Source organism: Denitratimonas organivorans, assembly GCF_037478135.1.
In the GTDB taxonomy this organism is placed as follows: domain Bacteria; phylum Pseudomonadota; class Gammaproteobacteria; order Xanthomonadales; family Xanthomonadaceae; genus Denitratimonas.
Genome location: NZ_JBBHDV010000011.1, coordinates 12,977 through 32,727, shown reverse-complemented (window position 1 = coordinate 32,727; position 19,751 = coordinate 12,977). Strand labels below are relative to the sequence as shown.

Annotated in this window: 18 protein-coding genes and 1 other RNA gene; 6 read left to right on the top strand and 13 right to left on the bottom strand. The window is 66.4% G+C overall.

Features of this window, described 5'->3' with window-relative positions:
* The first annotated feature begins 11 nt into the window (after positions 1–11).
* From sppA to WDB66_RS11525, 3 genes are all read left to right on the top strand, one after another.
* Complete coding sequence (gene sppA / locus WDB66_RS11535) at positions 12–1,877, top strand: signal peptide peptidase SppA (RefSeq protein ID WP_339398737.1); 1,866 nt, start codon at positions 12–14, stop codon at positions 1,875–1,877.
* 18 nt (positions 1,878–1,895) lie between these two features.
* Positions 1,896–2,471: an L-threonylcarbamoyladenylate synthase type 1 TsaC gene (gene tsaC / locus WDB66_RS11530; protein ID WP_339398736.1), complete on the top strand. Its 576-nt coding sequence runs from the start codon at positions 1,896–1,898 to the stop codon at positions 2,469–2,471.
* 74 nt (positions 2,472–2,545) lie between these two features.
* The gene (locus tag WDB66_RS11525) at positions 2,546–4,378 is read left to right on the top strand and encodes a hypothetical protein (RefSeq protein WP_339398735.1); all 1,833 of its coding nucleotides are present in this window, start codon (positions 2,546–2,548) and stop codon (positions 4,376–4,378) included.
* A 71-nt stretch (positions 4,379–4,449) separates the two neighbouring features.
* Here the strand turns inward: WDB66_RS11525 and WDB66_RS11520 are convergent, their stop codons facing one another.
* The 5 genes from WDB66_RS11520 to ssrS all read right to left on the bottom strand — a co-directional run bounded on the left by WDB66_RS11520 (position 4,450) and on the right by ssrS (position 7,399).
* Entirely contained in the window at positions 4,450–5,343 is an 894-nt protein-coding gene (locus WDB66_RS11520; protein ID WP_339398734.1) for a chorismate transformation FkbO/Hyg5 family protein, read from the bottom strand.
* Positions 5,340–6,005: a ribose-5-phosphate isomerase RpiA gene (gene rpiA / locus WDB66_RS11515; protein ID WP_339398733.1), complete on the bottom strand. Its 666-nt coding sequence runs from the start codon at positions 6,003–6,005 to the stop codon at positions 5,340–5,342. Before rpiA ends, WDB66_RS11520 begins: the two co-directional genes overlap by 4 nt.
* A 22-nt stretch (positions 6,006–6,027) precedes the next feature.
* A complete protein-coding gene (locus WDB66_RS11510; RefSeq protein WP_339398732.1) occupies positions 6,028–6,483 on the bottom strand; it encodes an EVE domain-containing protein in 456 nt (151 codons plus the stop codon).
* 66 nt (positions 6,484–6,549) lie between these two features.
* A complete protein-coding gene (locus WDB66_RS11505) occupies positions 6,550–7,149 on the bottom strand; it encodes a 5-formyltetrahydrofolate cyclo-ligase (protein ID WP_339398731.1) in 600 nt (199 codons plus the stop codon).
* 66 nt (positions 7,150–7,215) lie between these two features.
* A non-coding RNA gene (gene ssrS / locus WDB66_RS11500) (6S RNA) lies at positions 7,216–7,399 on the bottom strand.
* 207 nt (positions 7,400–7,606) lie between these two features.
* On the opposite strand from ssrS, the gene WDB66_RS11495 reads away from it, so the two are divergent.
* Positions 7,607–8,110: a PaaI family thioesterase gene (locus WDB66_RS11495; RefSeq protein ID WP_339398730.1), complete on the top strand. Its 504-nt coding sequence runs from the start codon at positions 7,607–7,609 to the stop codon at positions 8,108–8,110.
* Between the two features lie 90 nt (positions 8,111–8,200).
* Here the strand turns inward: WDB66_RS11495 and WDB66_RS11490 are convergent, their stop codons facing one another.
* The 6 genes from WDB66_RS11490 to WDB66_RS11465 all read right to left on the bottom strand — a co-directional run bounded on the left by WDB66_RS11490 (position 8,201) and on the right by WDB66_RS11465 (position 14,394).
* Complete coding sequence (locus WDB66_RS11490) at positions 8,201–8,500, bottom strand: cell division protein ZapA (protein ID WP_339398729.1); 300 nt, start codon at positions 8,498–8,500, stop codon at positions 8,201–8,203.
* A complete protein-coding gene (locus WDB66_RS11485; RefSeq protein ID WP_339398728.1) occupies positions 8,497–8,718 on the bottom strand; it encodes a TIGR02449 family protein in 222 nt (73 codons plus the stop codon). Before WDB66_RS11485 ends, WDB66_RS11490 begins: the two co-directional genes overlap by 4 nt.
* 31 nt (positions 8,719–8,749) lie before the next feature.
* Positions 8,750–13,300 carry an EAL domain-containing protein gene (locus WDB66_RS11480; RefSeq protein ID WP_339398726.1) on the bottom strand — a complete coding sequence of 1,517 codons (4,551 nt, stop codon included), beginning with the start codon at positions 13,298–13,300 and terminating at the stop codon, positions 8,750–8,752.
* A 222-nt stretch (positions 13,301–13,522) separates the two neighbouring features.
* Positions 13,523–13,690, bottom strand: coding sequence for a 50S ribosomal protein L33 (gene rpmG / locus WDB66_RS11475; RefSeq protein WP_489670857.1), 168 nt, complete (start codon positions 13,688–13,690; stop codon positions 13,523–13,525).
* Positions 13,691–13,700: 10 nt separating this feature from the next.
* On the bottom strand, positions 13,701–13,937 hold the full coding sequence (gene rpmB, locus WDB66_RS11470) for a 50S ribosomal protein L28 (protein WP_339398724.1): 237 nt from the start codon (positions 13,935–13,937) through the stop codon (positions 13,701–13,703).
* Positions 13,938–14,160: 223 nt separating this feature from the next.
* Positions 14,161–14,394: a hypothetical protein gene (locus tag WDB66_RS11465; RefSeq protein WP_339398723.1), complete on the bottom strand. Its 234-nt coding sequence runs from the start codon at positions 14,392–14,394 to the stop codon at positions 14,161–14,163.
* Between the two features lie 242 nt (positions 14,395–14,636).
* Here WDB66_RS11465 and ubiA point away from each other — a divergent pair, with 242 nt between their 5' ends.
* A complete protein-coding gene (ubiA, locus tag WDB66_RS11460) occupies positions 14,637–15,572 on the top strand; it encodes a 4-hydroxybenzoate octaprenyltransferase (RefSeq protein WP_339398722.1) in 936 nt (311 codons plus the stop codon).
* A gap of 7 nt (positions 15,573–15,579) precedes the next feature.
* On the opposite strand, the gene mnmG is transcribed toward ubiA, so the two are convergent.
* Complete coding sequence (gene mnmG, locus WDB66_RS11455; RefSeq protein ID WP_339398721.1) at positions 15,580–17,475, bottom strand: tRNA uridine-5-carboxymethylaminomethyl(34) synthesis enzyme MnmG; 1,896 nt, start codon at positions 17,473–17,475, stop codon at positions 15,580–15,582.
* Positions 17,476–18,012: 537 nt separating this feature from the next.
* On the opposite strand from mnmG, the gene WDB66_RS11450 reads away from it, so the two are divergent.
* Positions 18,013–18,210, top strand: a complete 198-nt coding sequence (locus WDB66_RS11450; RefSeq protein ID WP_339398720.1) for a hypothetical protein — start codon at positions 18,013–18,015, stop codon at positions 18,208–18,210.
* A gap of 137 nt (positions 18,211–18,347) precedes the next feature.
* Here WDB66_RS11450 and WDB66_RS11445 read toward each other — a convergent pair whose 3' ends face one another.
* A complete protein-coding gene (locus WDB66_RS11445; RefSeq protein WP_339398719.1) occupies positions 18,348–19,730 on the bottom strand; it encodes a hypothetical protein in 1,383 nt (460 codons plus the stop codon).
* Between the last annotated feature and the right edge of the window lie 21 nt (positions 19,731–19,751).

The window sequence follows — 19,751 nt, the reverse complement described above, 5'->3', positions numbered from 1 at the left end:
GGGGTTTCCCCATGTCGAAAAACACTCCCGGGCCGCTGATGCGCTTCCTGCGCGGCATCTGGAACAGCATCAACTTCGCCCGCCGCCTGGTGTTCAACCTGGTGTTCCTGTTCATCGTGGCGATCGTGCTGGTGGCAATGTTCTCCGGCGGCATCAAGCTCCAGGACCGCAACGTGCTGGTGCTGGCACCGCAGGGCCAGGTGGTGGAGCAGTTCAGTGCCGATCCGATGTCGCGCGCGATGGCGCGGGCGATGGGCCAGCCGCAGCCGGAAACCCAGCTGCGCGACCTGCTGCGCGCAATCGAAGCGGCCTCCACCGATGCCCGCATCGAGCGCATGGTGATCCGCCCCGACCAGATGACCGGCATCGGTTTTGCGATGCTGCAGGAACTGGAAGATGCGATCACCCGCTTCCGCAAGAGCGGCAAGCAGATCGTGGCCTACGCCGATGGCATGGACCAGCGCCAGTACTACCTGGCCGCGCTGGCCGACGAGATCTATCTGCACCCGGACGGCATGGTGCTGCTGGAAGGCCTGTCGCGCTATCGCGCCTATTATCGCGAGGCGCTGCAGGACAAGCTCGGCGTCGATGTGCACCTGTTCCGCGTGGGCGAATTCAAGTCCGCCGCCGAGCCGTTCATCCTGGATGGCCCATCGGAGGAATCGCGCGAAGCCGACCTGTACTGGATGAACGACATCTGGCGCCGTTATCTGGACGATATCGCGCGCCTGCGCAAGCTCGACGCCGCGACGCTGCAGGCGAGCATCGACGATCTTCCCAACCAGGTGAAGGCCGCCGGTGGCGATCTGGGCCAGATGGCGTTGCAGCAGAAGCTGGTCGATGGCCTGATGAGCCAGGACCAGTTCCGCGCGCTGATGGTCGAGCGCGGTGTCGAGGACGCCGAGATCCACAGCTTCCGCCAGGTGGCGATGGACGATTACCTGGGCTTCCTCAACCGTGAGCGCCTGCCGCTGGATACCCGACCCAAGGTCGCGGTGGTGGTGGCACAGGGCGAAATCGCCGCCGGCGACCTGCCGGCCGGCACGGTGGGCGGCATTTCCACCTCGCGCCTGCTGCGTGAAGCGCGCGAAGACAGCAATGTGCATGCGGTGGTGCTGCGCGTGGATTCGCCTGGCGGCGGCGTGTTCCCGTCCGAACAGATCCGGCGCGAAGTGGAACTGACCCGGGCCGCCGGCAAGCCGATCGTGGTGTCGATGGGCAACATGGCGGCGTCCGGCGGCTACTGGATCTCGATGAACGCCGACATGATCTACGCCGAACCGAACACGATCACCGGATCGATCGGCATCTTCGGCCTGTTCATGACCTTCCCCGACACCCTGTCCAAGATCGGCGTGCGCGTGGACGGCGTGGGCACCACCAAGATCGCCGGCGCCTTCGACCCGTCCCGGCCGCTGTCGCCGGCCGTGGGCGAAACCATCCAGGCCATCATTGACCAGGGCTACCGCCAGTTCATCGAAAAGGTCGCGCATGCACGCGGCAGCACGCCCGAGGAAATCGACCGGGTCGCGCGCGGGCGCGTCTGGAGCGGTGCCCAGGCCGAACAGTTCGGGCTGGTGGATGAGCTGGGCGGGCTGCACGATGCCATCGCCGAAGCGGCCCGCCGCGCCAATCTGGGCAGCGGCGAGTACGCGTTGCACTATGTGGAGAAACAGCTGTCGCCGTTCGAGAAGATCATCGTGGACGCGACCAACAACGCTGCGGCGCGCGGGCTGGCCTCGCATCTGGGCCTGTCGGGCCGGATGCTGGAACAGCCGGTCGCGCAGGAACTGCGGCGTGGCCTGCGCCTGCTGGAATCGCCACCGGAGGGCGGCAAGCCGTTCAAGACCGTGGCGCACTGTTTCTGTGAGCTTTGACCGGCGGAAGTTTGCAGCATGCCGGCAACCCCACACGCGTTGAGTCTTGATGACGCCGCCACCGTCCTGTATGGCGGCGGCGTCATCGCCTATCCCACCGAGGCGGTGTGGGGCCTGGGTTGCGATCCGTTCAATGCCGACGCGGTGCAACGCCTGCTGGCACTGAAACAACGCCCGGCCGCCAAGGGCATGATCGTGATCGCGGCGGAGCTGGAGCAGGTGTTGCCGCATCTGCTCTGGAATGCATTGCCGGCTGCACGTCGCGAGGAGGTCATCGCGAGTTGGCCCGGCCCTGCCACCTGGCTGCTGCCGTGCAGGCCCGACGTACCGGACTGGCTGCGCGGTGAACACGACACCCTGGCGGTGCGGATCACCGCGCACCCGGTGGCTGCGGCGCTGTGCCGGGCCTTCGATGGTGCAATCGTGTCGACCAGCGCCAACCGTGCCGGCGAGCCACCAGCGCGGCGTTTCGGGGAGCTTTCGGAACATCTTCTTGCCGGGCTCGATGGCCATGTCACGGGAGAAACCGGCGACCTCGCCAAGCCCACCGTGATCCGCGACGCACGCAGCGGCGAGATCGTCCGCGCCGGCTGAAACCGCTAACCCTTTCACGTTGTGCGCCAGCGGGCGGCTACACTTGCGCGCTGACCGATTTGGAAGGTGTTCCCATGCGCAAGGGTGTGATTGTCGCGATTGTGGCGCTGCTGCTGGCAGCCGGCTTCCTGTGGTGGCGCAGTGGCGGGCCGGGCGGTGTTTCCGGCAGCGGCGCCGATGTGGTGATCCAGGCCGATGATCCGCTGCGCTTCGTGCCGGAGGACAGCCCGTATGTGTTCGCCAACCTGGCGCCGCTGCCCGAGCCGATGGCCAGGTTCTGGCTCAACCAGATCGACCCGCAGATCCCGCACTGGCGCCGCCAGATCGCGATGGTGCTGGACGCATGGGAAACCGCCGAAGCCGAAGCCGATTCCGACATCGACCACGTCGATATCGATCCCGAAGCCGATCCGGAATCCGACTCCCTCGCCCGTGCCGCCCGCAGCCTCCCGCCGCAACTGGCCGGCTGGCTGCGCGCACTGGATGCCGAACTGGCGCAGGCGCCCACCGCCATCGAACTGTCCGAACGCTTCGGCCTGGGTCCTTCCAGCCTGTCCGCGATCTACGGCATCGGGCTGGTGCCGGTGGTGCGTTTGACGCTGGACGACCCTGCCGCCTGGAGTGCCACCATGGCTCGGATGCAGGCCAACGCCGGCCAGACCCTGGAGCCGCTGGTGATGGATGGCGTGGATGCGGGCTGGCGCTTTCCGCTGCCCGAGGTCCCACTGCAGGTGCTGATGGCCGTGATCGGCAACCACCTGGTGACCACGCTGGCGCCGCTGGATGACATCAGCGCCGCACGCCAGCTGCTGGGGCTGGACCGCCCGTCCCGTTCAATGGCCGACAGCAACGCCTTGCAGGCCCTGAACCGCGCCGAAGATTTCACCGCCTACGGCAGCGGCTATATCGATACCGCGCGCCTGCTGGCCCATATGCGTGCGCCGGCTTCGCCGCTGGAGATCGCGTTCCTGACGCCGTTCGATATCGAAAAGCCGGCCCTTCCCGCCGAGTGCAATGCCGATCTTGACCTGATCGCAGACAGCTTTCCGCGCCTGATCGCCGGTTACACCCGCATGGACACCACCGATATCCGTTCACTGACCCGGATCGAAACCGCGCCCGCGATCGCGCAGGACCTGATGTCGCTGGGCGCACCGATTCCGGGCCTGGCGGCCAGCGCCGATGCGCTGCTGACCTTAGGCTTTTCGTTGCGCGCCGCCGCCTTGCCGGCGCTGGGCAACAAATACGCCACCGCCACGGCGCAAACACCGTGGACCTGCCCGGCGCTGGTCTGGCTCAACGATGCGGCGGTCGAAGCACGCAGCGGGCTCAACAATCCCGCGCTGTACGCCGCCGGCCCGATGGCCAGCAGCCTGCTGCTGTCGCTGGAGGAGTTCTCCTTCGACCTGACAGCACAGAAGCTGACCAGCATCGCCGGACAGCTGGTGATCGGCTCGGACAACCCGGCCGGGCTGATCGCGATGGCGCGCAACTTCGTGCCCGATTCGGTACAGCTCGATCTGCAGCCCGGCGCCGCGCCGCAACGTCTGGCGCTGCCCTATCTGGACAGCGTGACGCCGGAACCGGTGTTCGCGGCCATGGACGGCAATGCGCTGGGCTTTGCCATCGGTGCCGATCAGGAAAGCCGCCTGGCCGCGCACCTGAAGTCCGATCCGGATCGCAAGCCGATGCTGCACATCGGCTACCGCGGCAGCTTCATGACCGAAATCGCCAAGCTGATGCGCGAGGCCGCGCAGATGATGCCCGATGAAACCGGCGAGGAGATGCTGATGCAGGCGCAACTGCTGGAAGACAGCTATGGCCGTTATATCGAGCGCATGGACATGACGGTCGAAGCCACCAGCAAGGGCCTGGAATTCCGCCAGCAGGTGCAGATGCGGCACTGAGCCGGATCAGCCGGTGCTGCTGGCGGGTGTGTCGCTCTCGGCACCCGCCAGCCGGCCTCACATCGCAGGATTCACAGCGGCGCGAACGCGCCTTCCAGCTCCACCAGCAAATCGCTCCGGCAAATGTCGCCGTGCAGGTAGACCACCTGCGCGGCCGCGATGCCGGCCGCCTGCACTTCGGCCTGCACCGGCGCCAGATCGGCCGGATCGCGCAGATAGACCCGCAGCGCCTGCGGTTGCGCCAGGGAAAAGCGCAGCGCCGGATCGCGTGTGCCGGCTTCATCCAGCAATGCGTGCAGATTGGCCAGCGACTCGCGCAGCTGCGCCACCACATCCCCGACATGCAGCGAGCGGTGCCCGACGATGCTGGCGGTACCGGATGCCAGCAGCAGTGTGTGGCGGCCATCACCCAGCAGCGCGCCACGCGAAAAGCCGGGCGACACCGGGCCGTAATCGCGCGGGTAGCGCCAGGCCGGCATCTGGCGCGGATTTTCCAGCGCCACGCCAGGCTGCTGCGCGCACAATGCGATCAACTGCACCTTGCCAATGCGATGCGCATGGCCGATCGCGGTCGCGGCCGGCGGCGCCTGATTGAATTCAGCATCGACCGCCGTCGCGCGGCCGAGGCAGAAACGCCGGTAGCGTTCCCCGTCGCCATCGCCCTCGTTGATCGCGTCCAGGTAATTCCAGATCCGGATCAGGTACGGATGCGAGGAGCCGCGCACCTGCTGCAGAAGCTGGCGGTAGGCGCTTTCGGCGGCCGCCTGCACATCGCCATCGTGCTCGTCGATTTCGACCGTGCGGATACGCAATTGCGCCGCATCCCCGAACCAGCTTTCCGGTGCCTGCGCACCCGCCAGCCGCGGACAGGCCACTTCCAGCACGTCGCTGGAGGCCGGATGTCCGAAACCGAAACGCAGCAGTGCGCCGGGCGCCTGCGAGAACCCAACCTGCAGCACGCTCACTCCGGCTCCGGCCCCGCAACGATATCGCCATCGGCAATCACCACATCGGCGCGCCGCGCGGCGAACAGGCCGACCGCGACCACACCGGTGATCTGGTTGATGCGTGCTTCCAGCGCCACCGGATCGGTGATCGAAAGCCCGTGCACATCGAGGATCCAGTTGCCGTTGTCGGTCACCACTCCATCACGCCAGACCGGCTGGCCACCGAGTGCCAGCAACTGCCGCGCGACGTGGCTGCGTGCCATCGGAATGACCTCCACCGGCAGCGGGAAACGCCCCAGCACATCGACCCGCTTGCTCGCATCCACGACACAGACGAAACGCTCACTGGCCGCGGCGATGATTTTCTCGCGCGTCAGCGCCGCACCACCGCCCTTGATCAGGCAGCGCTGCGGATCGCATTCGTCGGCGCCGTCCACATACAGCCCGAGCGGGCCGACCGCGTTCAGATCGAGCACGTCGATGCCGTGCTGGCGCAGCAGCGCTGTGCTCTGTTCGGAACTGGATACCGCGCCATCGATCAGCCCGCGCTCGCGCCCGAGCGCTTCGATGAACCAGCGCACCGTGGAGCCGGTGCCGACTCCGATGACCGAGCCTTTTTCGACATATTCCAGCGCCCGCTCGGCCGAGCGCCGCTTGGCGTTTTCCTGATCGTTGGACATGGAGGTTTCCGTGTGAAGCTGCTCAAAGCAGCGCGAGGATGGTGTCCCACTGCGCCTGCGTCACCGGCAGCACCGAGAGCCGGTTGCCGCGTGCCAGCAAGGGGAAGTCGTCGAGTGCGAGCGCGTTTTCGCGCAGTTCGGCCAGCGAAATGGTGCGGGGAAAGCGCCGTTCGAAGGCCACATCGACCATCTGCCAGCGCGGTGCCTCAGGCGAGGATTTCGGATCGAAATAATCGCTTTCAGGATCGAACTGGGTCGGGTCCGGATAGGCCTCGCAGGCCACGCGCGCGATGCCCACGATGCCCGGCACCGCGCAGTTGGAATGGTAGAAGAACACGCCATCGCCGATCTGCATCTGATCGCGCATGAAGTTGCGCGCCTGGTAGTTGCGCACGCCCGTCCAGGGCTCGCGCCCGCACGCGGCCAGATCGTCGATGGAGAATTCCTCCGGTTCGGATTTCATCAGCCAGAAGGCCATGCCCGCAGCACCGTGGTCAAAGATCAAAGACCGCCATTCTACCCCGCCACCCTCCGCGCCACAGGCTCAGGCACCGGCGGTGCAGTGGATCACTTCTGTATCGGTGACCACCAGATCCAGCGGCACATCCCAGGCTTCAGCGTGCAGCTCGTCCACCTGCTGGAATGCGTGGGCCACGCCGATCAGCAACGGCCGCGCCGGCCGCTCCACGCCATACAGGAAGGCGAAACTACGGTCGTAATAGCCGCCGCCGGCACCCAGCCGCGTACCGCGCCGGTCAAAAGCCAGCAGCGGTACCAGCACCACATCGATGTCCTGCGGCATCAGCTGCGATGCGGGCGCAAGATCCGGCTCCGGAATGCCGTAGCGGTTCTGCACCAGCGCATCGCCGAAACGCCACGGCGCAAAGCGCAGATGGTGTTCCGGTGCCAGACACGGCAGGCAGTAGACGAAAGCCGGCGCCGGCGACAACAGCGCATGCAGCGGGATTTCGCCCTGCATCGCCCAGTAGCCGGCCACGTAGGCCTTTCGCTGCAATTCCGGCAGCGTGCGCAAGCGTGCTGCGAGTGCATCGGCGGCCGCGATCCGTTCGGCTGCGGACAGCGCCATGCGGCGCTGGCGCATCTGCTGGCGCAACGCGGTGCGGGAATCGGGTGTGGAGTCCATCAGATCATCCTGCGCAGGCCGAGGCGATGCTGCCAGCGCGGCAGGCGCGTGGAGGGAAAAGGGAATGCAGCCTCCACCGCGTCGATGCGTACGAAACGACCTTGATCCCGAGGATCAGGTGGGGTCGCTTGCGTGGCGTCGGGCTTACCGCACGTGGCGGGCATGCACACCGGCCTTGTTTGCGTCCCCGGAGTCGTTCAATAGGGCCAAGGCAAATGTAAGCGTACGCTGTCGGGCACGGCAGAGGTTGCAGGCCAATCTTAGCGCAAGGGCAGCAGCCGGGCACGATGACCACGCGCTGCAATTCATGGCGGCTTCGGTGCCGATGCGCGATGATGGTCAATGGTGCGGCGGTCGCGTGATACTGCCGGCACGCTGCCCATGCAGCGCCCTGCGCGCGGGCATGCGATCGATCTTTCACGGCGGCCTCGCCGCTGTTTCCCGGAGTTGTTTTCCCATGTCGTCCGAACCTGCCTCCCTCCAGCATCTGGCCGCACCCGATGGCAGTTGCTACGGCTGCGGGCCGCAGCATCCTTCCGGGTTGCGCATCGCCAGCCACTGGCACGAGGACGGCATCCACGTGGTGGCACGCCACACTCCGCGCGAGGAGTTCATCGGCTGGCCGGGGCTGGTCTACGGCGGCCTGCTGGCGATGCTGGTGGATTGCCATTCGAACTGGACCGCGATGGCGGCGCATTACCGAGCACAGGGCCGCGAACCGGGAAGCGAGCCGGCGATCCATTGCGTGACCGCGCATCTGGGGCTGGATTACCTGCGGCCCACGCCAATGGGGCAGGAGCTGCTGCTGGAGGCACGGGTCGAAGGCGAGGTCGGGCGCAAGACCCGGGTGCTGTGCGAAATCCACGCCGGCGATGTGCTGACGGTGCGCGCCGATTCGCTATTCGTGATGGTGGATATCGCGCGCCTGGGCGAGCAGGCGCAGCGCGCGACAGGCGGCTGAAATCACGTCATCCGGGCCAGCCGGGTGTTGCCGGCGGGAAGATTCTTTTCATCCCGAACTGCGGCACAGCTGCCGCGCCCGGACATGTACTCAGCGCTGCCGGGCCTCGTTCAACAGCCGGTCCAGCTTGCGCGACATTTCGCCCAGCACCAGCGCCAGGCCCTGATGTTCGGCCTGCTCGCCGCGCCGCAGCTGTTGCAGCTCGTGCGCCAGGTTCAGCGCCGCCAGCACCGCGATCCGGTCGATCCCGGCCATGCGGTTGCCGGCACGGATTTCGCGCATCTGCCGATCCAGCATCTGCGCGGCCTGGATCAGGCCGTCGCGTTCTTCCGGCTCACAGGCAACCAGGTATTCCCGATCCACGATACGGACACTGACCGGCTCGCTCATGCGTTCTGCTCCAGCGATTTGAGCCGCAGGATCATCGCCTCCACCCGCGAGCGTGCCTGCTCGTTCTTGGACAGCAGCGCGGCGCGCTCACCGACCAGTTGTTCCTGGCTGGCGCGCAGGCTGCGGTTCTCGTCCAGCAGGCGGGCCAGCGCCACGCCCAGCTGATCGAGCTGTTCGGAAAGGTCTTCCAGCTGTTGGCGGAGGTCAGGACTGGACATTACGGCAAGATAGGTGGCGCCCGGGAAGCGGTCAAGCGACCGGTTGTCCGCGCCGCTGCGCGGATTGAAACTGCAGGAACTCCAGACACTGGTCCGGCCGCATAGGACGCGCCAGCAGATAGCCCTGGATTTCGTCGCAGCCGTGTTCGTGCAGGTAGCGCAGTTGCTCGGCGGTTTCCACGCCTTCGGCCACCACGGTCAGGCCGAGCGAGTGCGCCATCGAGATGATCGTGGCGGTGATCGCCTCATCATCCGGGTCGCGGGTCAGGTCGCCGACAAATTCCTTGTCGATCTTGAGCGTGTCGATCGGCAGGCGCTTGAGGTAGATCAGCGAGGAATAGCCGGTGCCGAAATCGTCGATCGCGATCGAAACGCCGACGCGCTTGAGGTCGCGCAGGATAGTGATGGTCTGCTCGGCATTGGCCATCACCATGCTCTCGGTCAGCTCCAGCTCCAGGCGTGGGGCCGGCAAACCGGTTTCAGCCAGCACCCGCGCCACCGTGCCGGGCAGGTTGCCGCGCAGCAGTTGCAGCACCGAGACATTGACCGCAACCCCGACATCCATCACGCCTTCCTCGCGCCAGCGGCACAGCGTGCGGCAGGCTTCGCCCAGCACCCATTCGCCGATCGGCAGGATCAGGCCGGTTTCCTCGGCCAGCGGGATGAAGGCGCTGGGCGGCACGCTGCCCAGTTCTTCGCTGTCCCAGCGCAGCAACGCTTCGACCCCGCCGATATGACCATCGAACAACGACTGGCGCGGCTGGAACTCAAGACGGAATTCGTTGCGGTCCAGCGCCCGCCGCAGCGCTGCGGTCAGCGTGGCGCGGCGCCGCACTTCGGCATCCATGGATTCGTCGTAGAACTGGTAGGTGTTGCGGCCGCGCTCCTTGGCGCGGTACATCGCGGCATCGGCGAACTTCAGCAGATCGGTCGGCACCTGCGCATGTTCGGGATACAGCGAAATGCCGATCGAGGGCGAGATCACGACATCGCCGTGCCCATCAGACAGGATGGCCTCGCCGAACGCGGCGATCACCGCTTCGGCCATGGCGCCGACGGCGGCCAGTTCGTCGACCTCTTCCATCACGATGGTGAACTCGTCGCCGCCCAGCCGTGCCACGGTGTCCGAAGTGCCGACCACGCCCAGCAGGCGCTGTGCCGAGGCTTTCAGGATGCGGTCGCCAGCAGCGTGTCCGAGCGAATCGTTGACCACCTTGAAGTGGTCCAGATCCAGAAACAGCACCGCGACCCGGGTTTCATGCCGGCGCGCGCGCACCACGGCGCGGGCCAGGCGCTCGGACAGCAGGCTGCGATTCGGCAGGCCGGTGAGGGTGTCGTAGTTGGCCAGATAGCGCAGTTCCTGCTCGGCGCGCTTCTTGTCGGTGATGTCGTTGACCACCGCGACGTAGTGGCTGCGCACGCCGAATTCGTCGCGCACTTCGACCTGTTCAACCCAGCCCAGAAACTCCTCGCCATCGGCGCGGCGCAGCCACATCTCGCCCTTGAAGTGGCCGCTGGCGGTCAGCGTTTCGCGCGTGCGGCGATAGAACTCGGGCGGATGCTGGCTGCTTTCCAGCACGCTCTCGGCCATGCCGATGACATCCTGCTCGCGGTAACCGGTGATGCGCGAGAACGCCGGATTGACCGAGACGAAACGGAAGCTGAGGTCCACCACCGCCACCGCCTCGTTCATGCTGCGCAGCACCTCGGAGGCGATGCGACGCTCGCGCTCTGCGCGGCGGTTGGCGGTGATGTCGCGCGCGGTGCCGGCCACGCGCAGCGGATTGAAGTCGGCATCGCGCTCGACCACCTTGCCGCGCGCCCGCACCCAGACCCATTCGTTGTTGGAATTGCGCACGCGGTGCTCGGATTCGAAGGACTCGCTGAGTCCGGCCAGATGTTCCTGCATGCGCTGATGCACCTGCGGCAGGTCGTCCGGATGGATCGCGTGTTCGCGCCACTCGTCCGTGGTGAGCATCTGTTCGGCCGGCCCCTGAAGCAGATGTTCAGCGCCGATCCGGTGGATCACGTCGTTGCGCACATCCCAGTCCCAGAAAGAATCCCCGGCGCCCCACAGCGACAGCTTCAAACGGTCCTCGCGCTCGCGGATCTGCGCCAGCAGGTTGGCACGATGCGCGCGTCGCGCTGCGCGTGCCTGCCACAGCGCCCAGAGCAGGCCGATCGCCAGCACCGCATAGCCGGCCATGGCCCAGGCCGAACGCCACCACGGCGCCAGGATGTGGACCGGCACGCGCAGCTCGTGGCTGCTCCAGACCCCGGCATGATTGGTGGCGCGTACCCGGAACAGATAACGCCCCGGCGCCAGGTTGGTGTAGATCGCCGATGCCCGTGGCGACGGCGGGCTGAATTCCGGATCGAACCCTTCGAGACGATAGGAGAACAGGTTGTTCTCCGGCGAGGTGTAGTCCAGCGCGGCGAACCCCAGGCTCAGCACCCGCAGCCGTTGCGGCATCTGGATCTCCTCGGTCTGGGTCATGCGCCCGGTCGGTGAGCGCCGGCCGCTGCCGATCCAGGTCAGCGCCACCGGCGCATCGAAGCGGCTGGGCTGCACCGCCGCCGGGTCAATCAGGTTGAGCCCGCGGATGCCGCCGAATGCCAGCTGCCCATCGCGCAGCATCGCCACTGCGTTGCCGTTGAATTCCAGATCCTGCAACCCGGCACTGAGGCCGTAACGCACCATGCTGCCGTCACCCCGGTTGATCCGCACGATGCCGTCGTTGCCGCTGACCCAGAGACGCCCGTCGGCGTCCTCGGCGATCGCGTAGACCACCGGATCAATGTCCTCGCCGGGGAAGCCGAATCGGCGGAAGGTGATGTCGCCGGTGCTCGATTCCAGCACCTGGTCCAGGCCGTGATGTCCGCCGACCCAGATCGCGCCATCGCGGGTTTCGTGGATCGTGCGCACCAGGTTGCCGGCCAGCGAATCGTTGCGGTCCGGATCATGCATGAAGTTGCGGAAGCGCCCGCTGGCCGGATCATAGAGACTGACTCCGTTCAGCCCACCGACCCAGACGCGGCCGCGCGAATCCTCCAGGATCGCGGTGACATTGGCCAGATGGTGCGCACCTTCGACTCCGGGCCGTGGCGACAGCACGCTGTCCTCACCGGTGACCGGATCCAGCCGCAGCAGGCCGGCGTCGCCGTAGGCCATCCACAGGCTGCCATCACGTACGCGCTCCAGCGTACGTATGTAGACCGGGGCAAGGCTGCCATTGAGCGGAACCGCCTCGGCCCGTCGCGTGCCGGTATCGAAGCGGTACAATCCCACGCTGGTCGCCAGCCACAATACATTGCCGTTACCGGCGCGGATCGCGTTGATCACGGGCGTAGGCTGCGGCCCGGCCCGGCCGGGCACCGGCTCGAATGCGGCGTCGAAGGCTTCGAAATGATCGTACAGTGGCTCGTAGCGACGCAGCCCGCCCAACGTGCCGAGCCAGTATTCGCCACTGTCGCCTTCCAGGATGGCGCGGATGAAATTGCCGGTCATCGGATCACGCGCCGGATCCATGTCGAATACTGCACGGAACGGCGTGCCATCGGCCGGCGTGGTCGCCACACCCCGCGCATAACCGCCGAGCCAGAGCAAGTTGGAGCGGTCGATCATCATCTGCGCGATGCTGCTTTCGGCCAGCATCCCGTCAACCCATGGGCTGGTGGGAATCGCACTGGCATTGCCGGCCAGCGGCGAATAGCGCCAGACATTGCCGCGCCGTACCGACAGCCAGATCGCACCATCAGCGGCCAGCGCCAGCGCGATCACATCGCAGCAGCTCGCGTCTGTAGACGGTGCCTGTTGCGGCCATAGCGGCTCCAGCGCCGGCTTGCCGCGACGTTTGCGATGCAGGCCGTCAGGGGTGCCGAGCCACAGGTCGCCAGCCTCGTCCACCAGCAGCGCAGATGCACCCAGCACCGAATGCCGGTCGGCCTGGCCGCTGCCGGTGTGGATCCGATAGATGCCGTGGCTGGCCGCGATCCACAGCATGCCGTCCTGATCCACCGTCAACGCCCGCACCCCGCGCGCGATGCGGCCGGCCTCCGGCGAGGAGCGACCCAGATCGAAGACCAGCATTTCCTGATAGCTGCCGGTGGCAGCGTCGAAACGGCCGACGCCATGCGGCCAGGCCACCCACAGGCCGACGCCGGGCTGGAAAAACAGCGCCTCCACGCGCCGTTTCGGCATGGAATGCGCGCCGGACGGCGGGCTTGCCGGGCGCAGGTGGCGTCGTGCCGGATCCAGCAGGTAAAGGCCATCCTGCAGCGTGCCGATATAGATCGTACCGTCATCGCCCTCGGCCAGCGCCTGCACGAAACTGGGCAGGGTGCCGTCACCTTCGACCAGATCTTCCAGCATCTGGAAGCTGTAACCGTCGAAGCGGTGCAGATCACCCTGGGTCGCGATCCAGACGAATCCGCTGCGGTCCTGCAGGAAGGCGGTGACGCTGCTCTGCGACAGGCCTTGGCGCGCATCCAGCATGCGGAAGTGGTAATCGCGCACCACCGCGCCGGCCACCAGCGGCAGGCACAGCAGCAACCCCAGCCCCAGCCGCATCAGGCGGGACACGCATGCATATCTGGCAAGCATCCCCTTGAACATGCCTGATAGTCGCACGGGCAGGAAGTCAGGAATCAGTGTAGGTCGCGCGTGGCCGCAGCGGCAACCACCAACGCGTCGGCACCGGCCGCAGCGCGGGATGCTTTCGCTGCCATCACACGGGCAAAAAGAAACCCGCCGGCAGGCGGGTTTCGATGCTACTTCAAGGGGCGGCCGGGCCGCACCGGAAGATCACTTGATCTTGCCTTCCTTGTAGATGACGTGCTTGCGGATGACCGGATCGTACTTCTTGATCTCGATCTTGCTCGGCGTGTTCTTCTTGTTCTTGTCGGTGGTGTAGAAATGACCGGTACCAGCCGAAGAAGTCAGGCGAATCTTGTCGCGCTTGGATGCCATGATCGTCTACTCCTCAGACCTTTTCGCCGCGGGCGCGCAGTTCGGCCAGCACGGCGTCGATGCCGTTCTTGTCGATGGTGCGCAGGGCATGATTGGACACGCGCAGCTTGATCCAGCGGTTTTCGCTCGCCACCCAGAAGCGGCGTTCGTGCAGGTTCGGAAGCCAGCGACGACGGGACTTGTTGTTGGCGTGCGAGACGTTGTTGCCGGTCTGCACACCCTTCTTGCTCACTTGACACACACGTGCCATGGCGCACCTCGAAGGTAATGATGTTGTCTCCCTTGGCCAGGGAAACGGCGGCCCCACCGCACGCGGGCGGTACGCGATCTGGGAATCGGAAGCAGGCTTCTCGAAGGCTGACGGCATCGCGCTGCCGTTCGCACCCGGCATGCGCCGGACGAAGCGAGCCGCGTATTTTGCCAGCCCGCCCGCCAGCCTGCAAGCACCGGAGCACGGAGCCCCGTGCCGTGCCTCAGCGGCGGAACATCGCCGCGTTCAGGCAGGAGAAGATGCTGACGATGAACCAGCCGAACGGCAGCAGGCTCAACGTGATGATCCAGGTGATGACAAACCCGATGCAGGCCAGCAGGAACCAGCCCAGCGCCGCCATCAGGCGTCCCTGGACCAGTTGTCCCAGGCCGGGAATGAACAGGCTGCAGATGGCGGCAATGACATTGCCCGTACTGCCTTGTCCGGTTGTGCTCATGAAGCGGTGCTCCTGAAAAGTTCGAAGGTGGCGCTGCCGCGCCATGGGACACGACGCGTTGGCGAAAGGGCCGTGACCGGAGAAGGGTTTCCACTTTTGTACCGGTTCAGCCTGTCGGTCCGGCTACGCCGCGCTGGACACGGCCTGTTCCGGAGCAGGGCTTCAAACCGGGCGACCCGCTCTAACATATTGGCCCGCGTGCCGGAAAATACCACCCCGACGGCCGCGTTCCGGAGGTTTCAATGTCCCAGCCGCGCTCCCGCCGCCCTGCTCCCGCACCACGCCATGCCGCCGCACCGGTCGCCGCCGTTCCCGCTCCGCGCTGGCAGGCCTACTGGCGCCTGCTGCGTGGTGACCGGCCGATCGGTACGCTGCTGCTGCTGTGGCCGACCTGGTGGGCGCTGTGGCTGGCCGCCGATGGTTTTCCGCCCTGGCATCTGCTGCTGATCTTCACCGCCGGGGTGTGGCTGACGCGCTCGGCCGGCTGCGTCATCAACGACTATGCCGACCGCTGGCTCGATCCACACGTGGAACGCACCCGTGCCCGCCCGCTCGCAACCGGCGAACTGAACGGACGGCAGGCGCTGGCGACGTTCGTGGTGCTGATGCTGGTGGCGTTCGGGCTGGTGCTGCTGACTAACCGGCTGACGATCCAGCTGAGCATCGTCGGCGCCTTCCTCGCGGCCACGTATCCGTATCTGAAGCGCCATACCTATCTGCCGCAGGTGTACCTGGGGCTGGCGTTCGGCTGGGGTATTCCGATGGCATTTGCCGCGGTGCAGAACACCGTGCCGCCACTGGCCTGGCTGCTGTTCTGCGGCAATGTGCTGTGGACCACGGCCTACGACACCTGGTACGCGATGGTCGACCGCGACGACGATATCCGCATCGGCTCCAAGTCCACGGCGGTGTTGTTCGGCGATGCCGATCTGATCGCGCAGGCTGTGCTGTATGCCGGCTTCTTCGTCACGATGCTGCTGGTCGGGCAGCGTGCGGAACTGGGCGTGGCCTATCTGGCCGGGCTCGGTGTGGCGCTGGGACTGGTGCTGTGGGAGTTCTGGATCGCCCGCAAGCGTGAGCGCGGGCCGTGCTTCCGCGCCTTCCTGCACAACAACTGGGTCGGCGCGGCGGTGTTTGCCGGCCTCGTCGTGGCCTTGTGGATGAAACCCGCCGGCTGACGCCGCTTCAGGCGGCGCCGGCCGCCGGCAGGTTGCGTTGGCGCTTCAGGTACACCAGCAGCAGCGAGATCGCCGCCGGGGTCACGCCGGCGATGCGCATCGCCTGGCCGATGTTCTCCGGCCGGATCTTCTCCAGCTTGATCCGCACCTCGCTGGACAAGCCGGACACCTTCGAGAAGTCGAAGTCCACCGGGATCGGCGTGGCCTCGCTGCGCTGCTGGCGCGCGATCTCCTCGGCCTGGCGCTCCAGATAACCGGCGTACTTGGCCTGGACTTCGACCTGTTCGGCCACGCGCGGATCGGCCACGGCCGGGCCCAGCATCTCCACACGGGTCAGTGTGCGGTAATCCAGTTCCGGGCGGCGCAACAGATCGTGGGCCGAGGTTTCACGCGACACCGCCACCCCCAGCGTGGTCTCAACCGCCTGCGCCAGCGCGTTGCCGGGCGAGGCCCAGAGCGATTTCAGGCGCGCGGTTTCGCGTTCGACCGCTTCGCGCTTTTCACAGAAGGCGGCCCAGCGCGTGTCATCGACCAGAGCCAGCTCGCGGCCGCGTTCGGTCAGGCGCAGGTCGGCATTGTCTTCGCGCAGTTGCAGCCGGTATTCGGCGCGCGAGGTGAACATGCGGTACGGCTCCAGCGTGCCGTTGGTGATCAGGTCGTCGATCAGCACGCCGATGTAGGCCTCGTCGCGCCGCGGCGTCCACGGCTCCAGCCCGCGTGTGGTGCGTGCCGCATTGAGGCCGGCGATCAGCCCCTGCGCGGCGGCTTCCTCGTAGCCGGTGGTGCCGTTGATCTGGCCGGCGAAGTAGAGCCCGTCGATGGCGCGGGTTTCCAGCGAGGCCTTCAACCCGCGCGGATCGAAGTAGTCGTATTCGATGGCATAGCCCGGGCGCGTGATGACCGCGTTCTCGAAGCCTCGGATGCTGCGCACCAGCGCGAACTGGACATCGAACGGCAGCGAGGTGGAGATGCCGTTGGGATAGATCTCGTGCGTATCCAGCCCTTCGGGTTCGACAAAGATCTGGTGCGAGGTCTTGTCCGCGAAGCGCACCACCTTGTCCTCGATCGACGGGCAGTAGCGCGGCCCGACGCTCTCGATCGCACCGCTGTACAGCGGCGAGCGGTCCAGTCCGCCACGGATGATGTCGTGGGTGCGTTCGCCGGTCTGCGTGATCCAGCAGCTGACCTGGGGCGGCTGGTCCTGATGCGATCCCAGATAGGAGAACACCGGACGCGGTTCGTCGCCGGGCTGGGCCAGCAATTGCGAGTAATCGATGCTGCGCCCATCGATGCGCGGCGGCGTGCCGGTCTTGAGTCGGTCCACGCCCAGCGGCAATTCGCGCAGGCGTGCGGCCAGCGAGGTCGCCGGCGCCTCTCCAGCACGGCCGCCGGCATAGTTGCTCTGGCCGATATGGATCTTGCCCGACAGGAACGTGCCGGCGGTCAGCACCACGGTACGTGCGCAGAAACGCAGGCCCATCTGGGTGACCACGCCAGTCACCTTCTGACCTTCCAGCGTCAGATCGTTGACCGCCTGCTGGAACAGCGTCAGGTTCGGCTGGTTTTCCACCGCATGCCGGATCGCGGCGCGGTACAGCGCGCGATCGGCCTGGCAACGGGTGGCCCGCACCGCCGGACCCTTCGAGGCGTTGAGCGTGCGCCACTGGATGCCGGCGCGGTCGGCGGCCTTGGCCATGATGCCGCCCAAGGCGTCGATTTCCTTGACCAGATGGCCTTTTCCGACGCCGCCGATGGCCGGGTTGCAGCTCATCTGGCCGATGGTTTCAATGCTGTGGGAAAGCAGCAGCGTGCGGGCACCAGCACGCGCCGCGGCCAGCGCGGCTTCGGTACCGGCGTGGCCGCCGCCGACCACGATCACATCAAACGACTCTGGATAATCCATGACAGAACCTGACGCCAAGTGTCGGAATTGTATCTAAAGTGCAGTTGGAACGATTCCTGCAACACCCATGCCGCACCCGTGCCGGCAAGGCACGCGGAACGATCACCGGAACGCTGCAGGCCACGTGCCGCGCGGGGAGGATCGAACCGCAGGTCCGACCGAATTGAACAGGGATCGGTCAGCGCGTCACGGGGACGCCGCCGGAATCAAGGCTCTTGATCTCCGGCACATATCCACGGTGTTTCCATCCCCGGAAACGCCGAACCCCCGCCCCGGCGCGCGGATTGCGCTGCGACGGTGGCGGGGGTTCTGGAGAAGGTCGGCGCCCGACGGTCTTAATGGAACAGGGGGAATCCAGGACAGACCATTGCCGGGCGCCGAACAGGCTGGAATCTCGGCAGGTGACTCGCCCAATGCGTCGCAAACGGACGCAACGTGTCACTTGCGGCGCATGATGCCGCCGCTGGCAGCCGCATGCAATACGTTGAGTGGATGCAAGTTTCAAATATTGTGACACCATTCACACAGGAGCCCGTTATGAACCTGCCGCAGCCGACCGAACAGGTGGAACGCCACCATGATCTGCTGATCGCCCTGTTCACGCTGGATCAGGAACTGGAGCGGGCGCGCAACGGCCACCGTGCAGGCGGGCTGGCCGACATAGAACAATCACGCCAGCAGATCACGCGGGAACTGGAAGCACTGGCGCTGGGCACCCATACCAGGTTTCGCTGAAAGCCTGTCCGGCCCGTAGACTGCGCAACCTGCGGCCGCACGCCAACCCGCACCATCGACTTCACGCGGATACGCAAACGGGGCCATCGGCCCCGTTTCCATTTGTGCTGACGCCACGCTTGACGGGGCATCGACCCTCACCGCTCCCGGTTCGAACCGGTGCGGCGCACACCCCCGGAATCACCACTGCGCGAGCTTGAGCCGCTGTCACGCGACTGCACCGGCGCACTGCGCGGTGCCGGTGCACTTGCCGGCTGTGCTGCGCGGGCCGGTACCGACGGTGGTACCGCCGAGCGGGGCGGCGCGGCCTGTACCGGTGCCGACCGCACCGGCGCGCGATTCACCGGCATCGGGCTGCTGCGCACTGCCGGCGCGGACGTACCCGTGGAATAACCGCGCGAACCCTGTACCGGCGTGGCGCTACGCACCGGTGCGACCTGGCGTGGCGCCGGTTGTGGAGTGGAAACCCCACGGACCGGTGCGGCAGCCGGCGCACGCGTGGCTGGCTGTGCACTGCGGACGCCCTGGATCGGAATGCCACGATCCACCGTCGCCGGACGCGTCGTGCGCACCGGTGCGGTGAACCCGCTGCGATCGGTCACCGGCTTCTGTTCCTGTGTGCCACGCACCGGAGTAGTCCGATTGAGCGGCATGCCACGCTGCTGGTTGATGCGCTGCACTTCGGTACGGCTCGGGCCGGAAACGCCGGTGGAACCACTGGCGGCACCACGCGGCATCATGCCGCCGGTCGACGGCGCCCTGGCCGGATTACCGAAAACACCGGTCTGCGGAGTGGCGCGTGGCGTCCCGGCACCGACGCGACGCACGGCTTGGGAACTGCCCTGGCGTGGCATCGCGCCCGCATTGCCATAGTCGGCCGCACGGCTGCCGCGATACGCCGGCGCCACCGCACTGCCGCTACGGGTATTACCCCGCACCCCGGAGCGGTACTGGCCCTGGGCATAGGGCTGCACCCGTGCCGGACGGCGCAGATCGGCCAGACGCTGGGCCTCGACCCGCGCATCGCCGTATCGCGGCTTCGGATAGTGGTTGCGGTAGCTGGGATAGCGGTCGTACCACGGACGCCAGTCGTAGTAGTTGTCGACCCACGAATAGCGGTACGGCGAGTAGGACATCCAGCCATGGCGATTCCAGCTGTTGCCGTAGCTCAGGCTGACGCTGAAATAGTTGCGCGGGAACCAGGTCACGCCATAGTGGTAGCCCGGATAGACGAACGGGTCGTAGTACCAGCGGTTGATCGGCCAGAACAGCGAGTAGTACAGCGGGTAGTCGAAATAGCTGATCCCGTAGCTGACGCCGTAACCGGCATAGCTGCCGTAGTTGGCACTGCCGTAGTAATAGTCGCCGCTGCCGGCATAACCCGGATCGTAATAAGTACCACCGCCGACATGGCTGCCGCCCGGAACGCCCTGGTAGGGCTCGCGGTAGACGACCTCGCGGGTGGTGACGCAGCCGGTCAGTACGGCGGCCGCAACAAGGATGGTGATCCAGCGCATCATGGCGTGTCTCCCCTGTGAAGA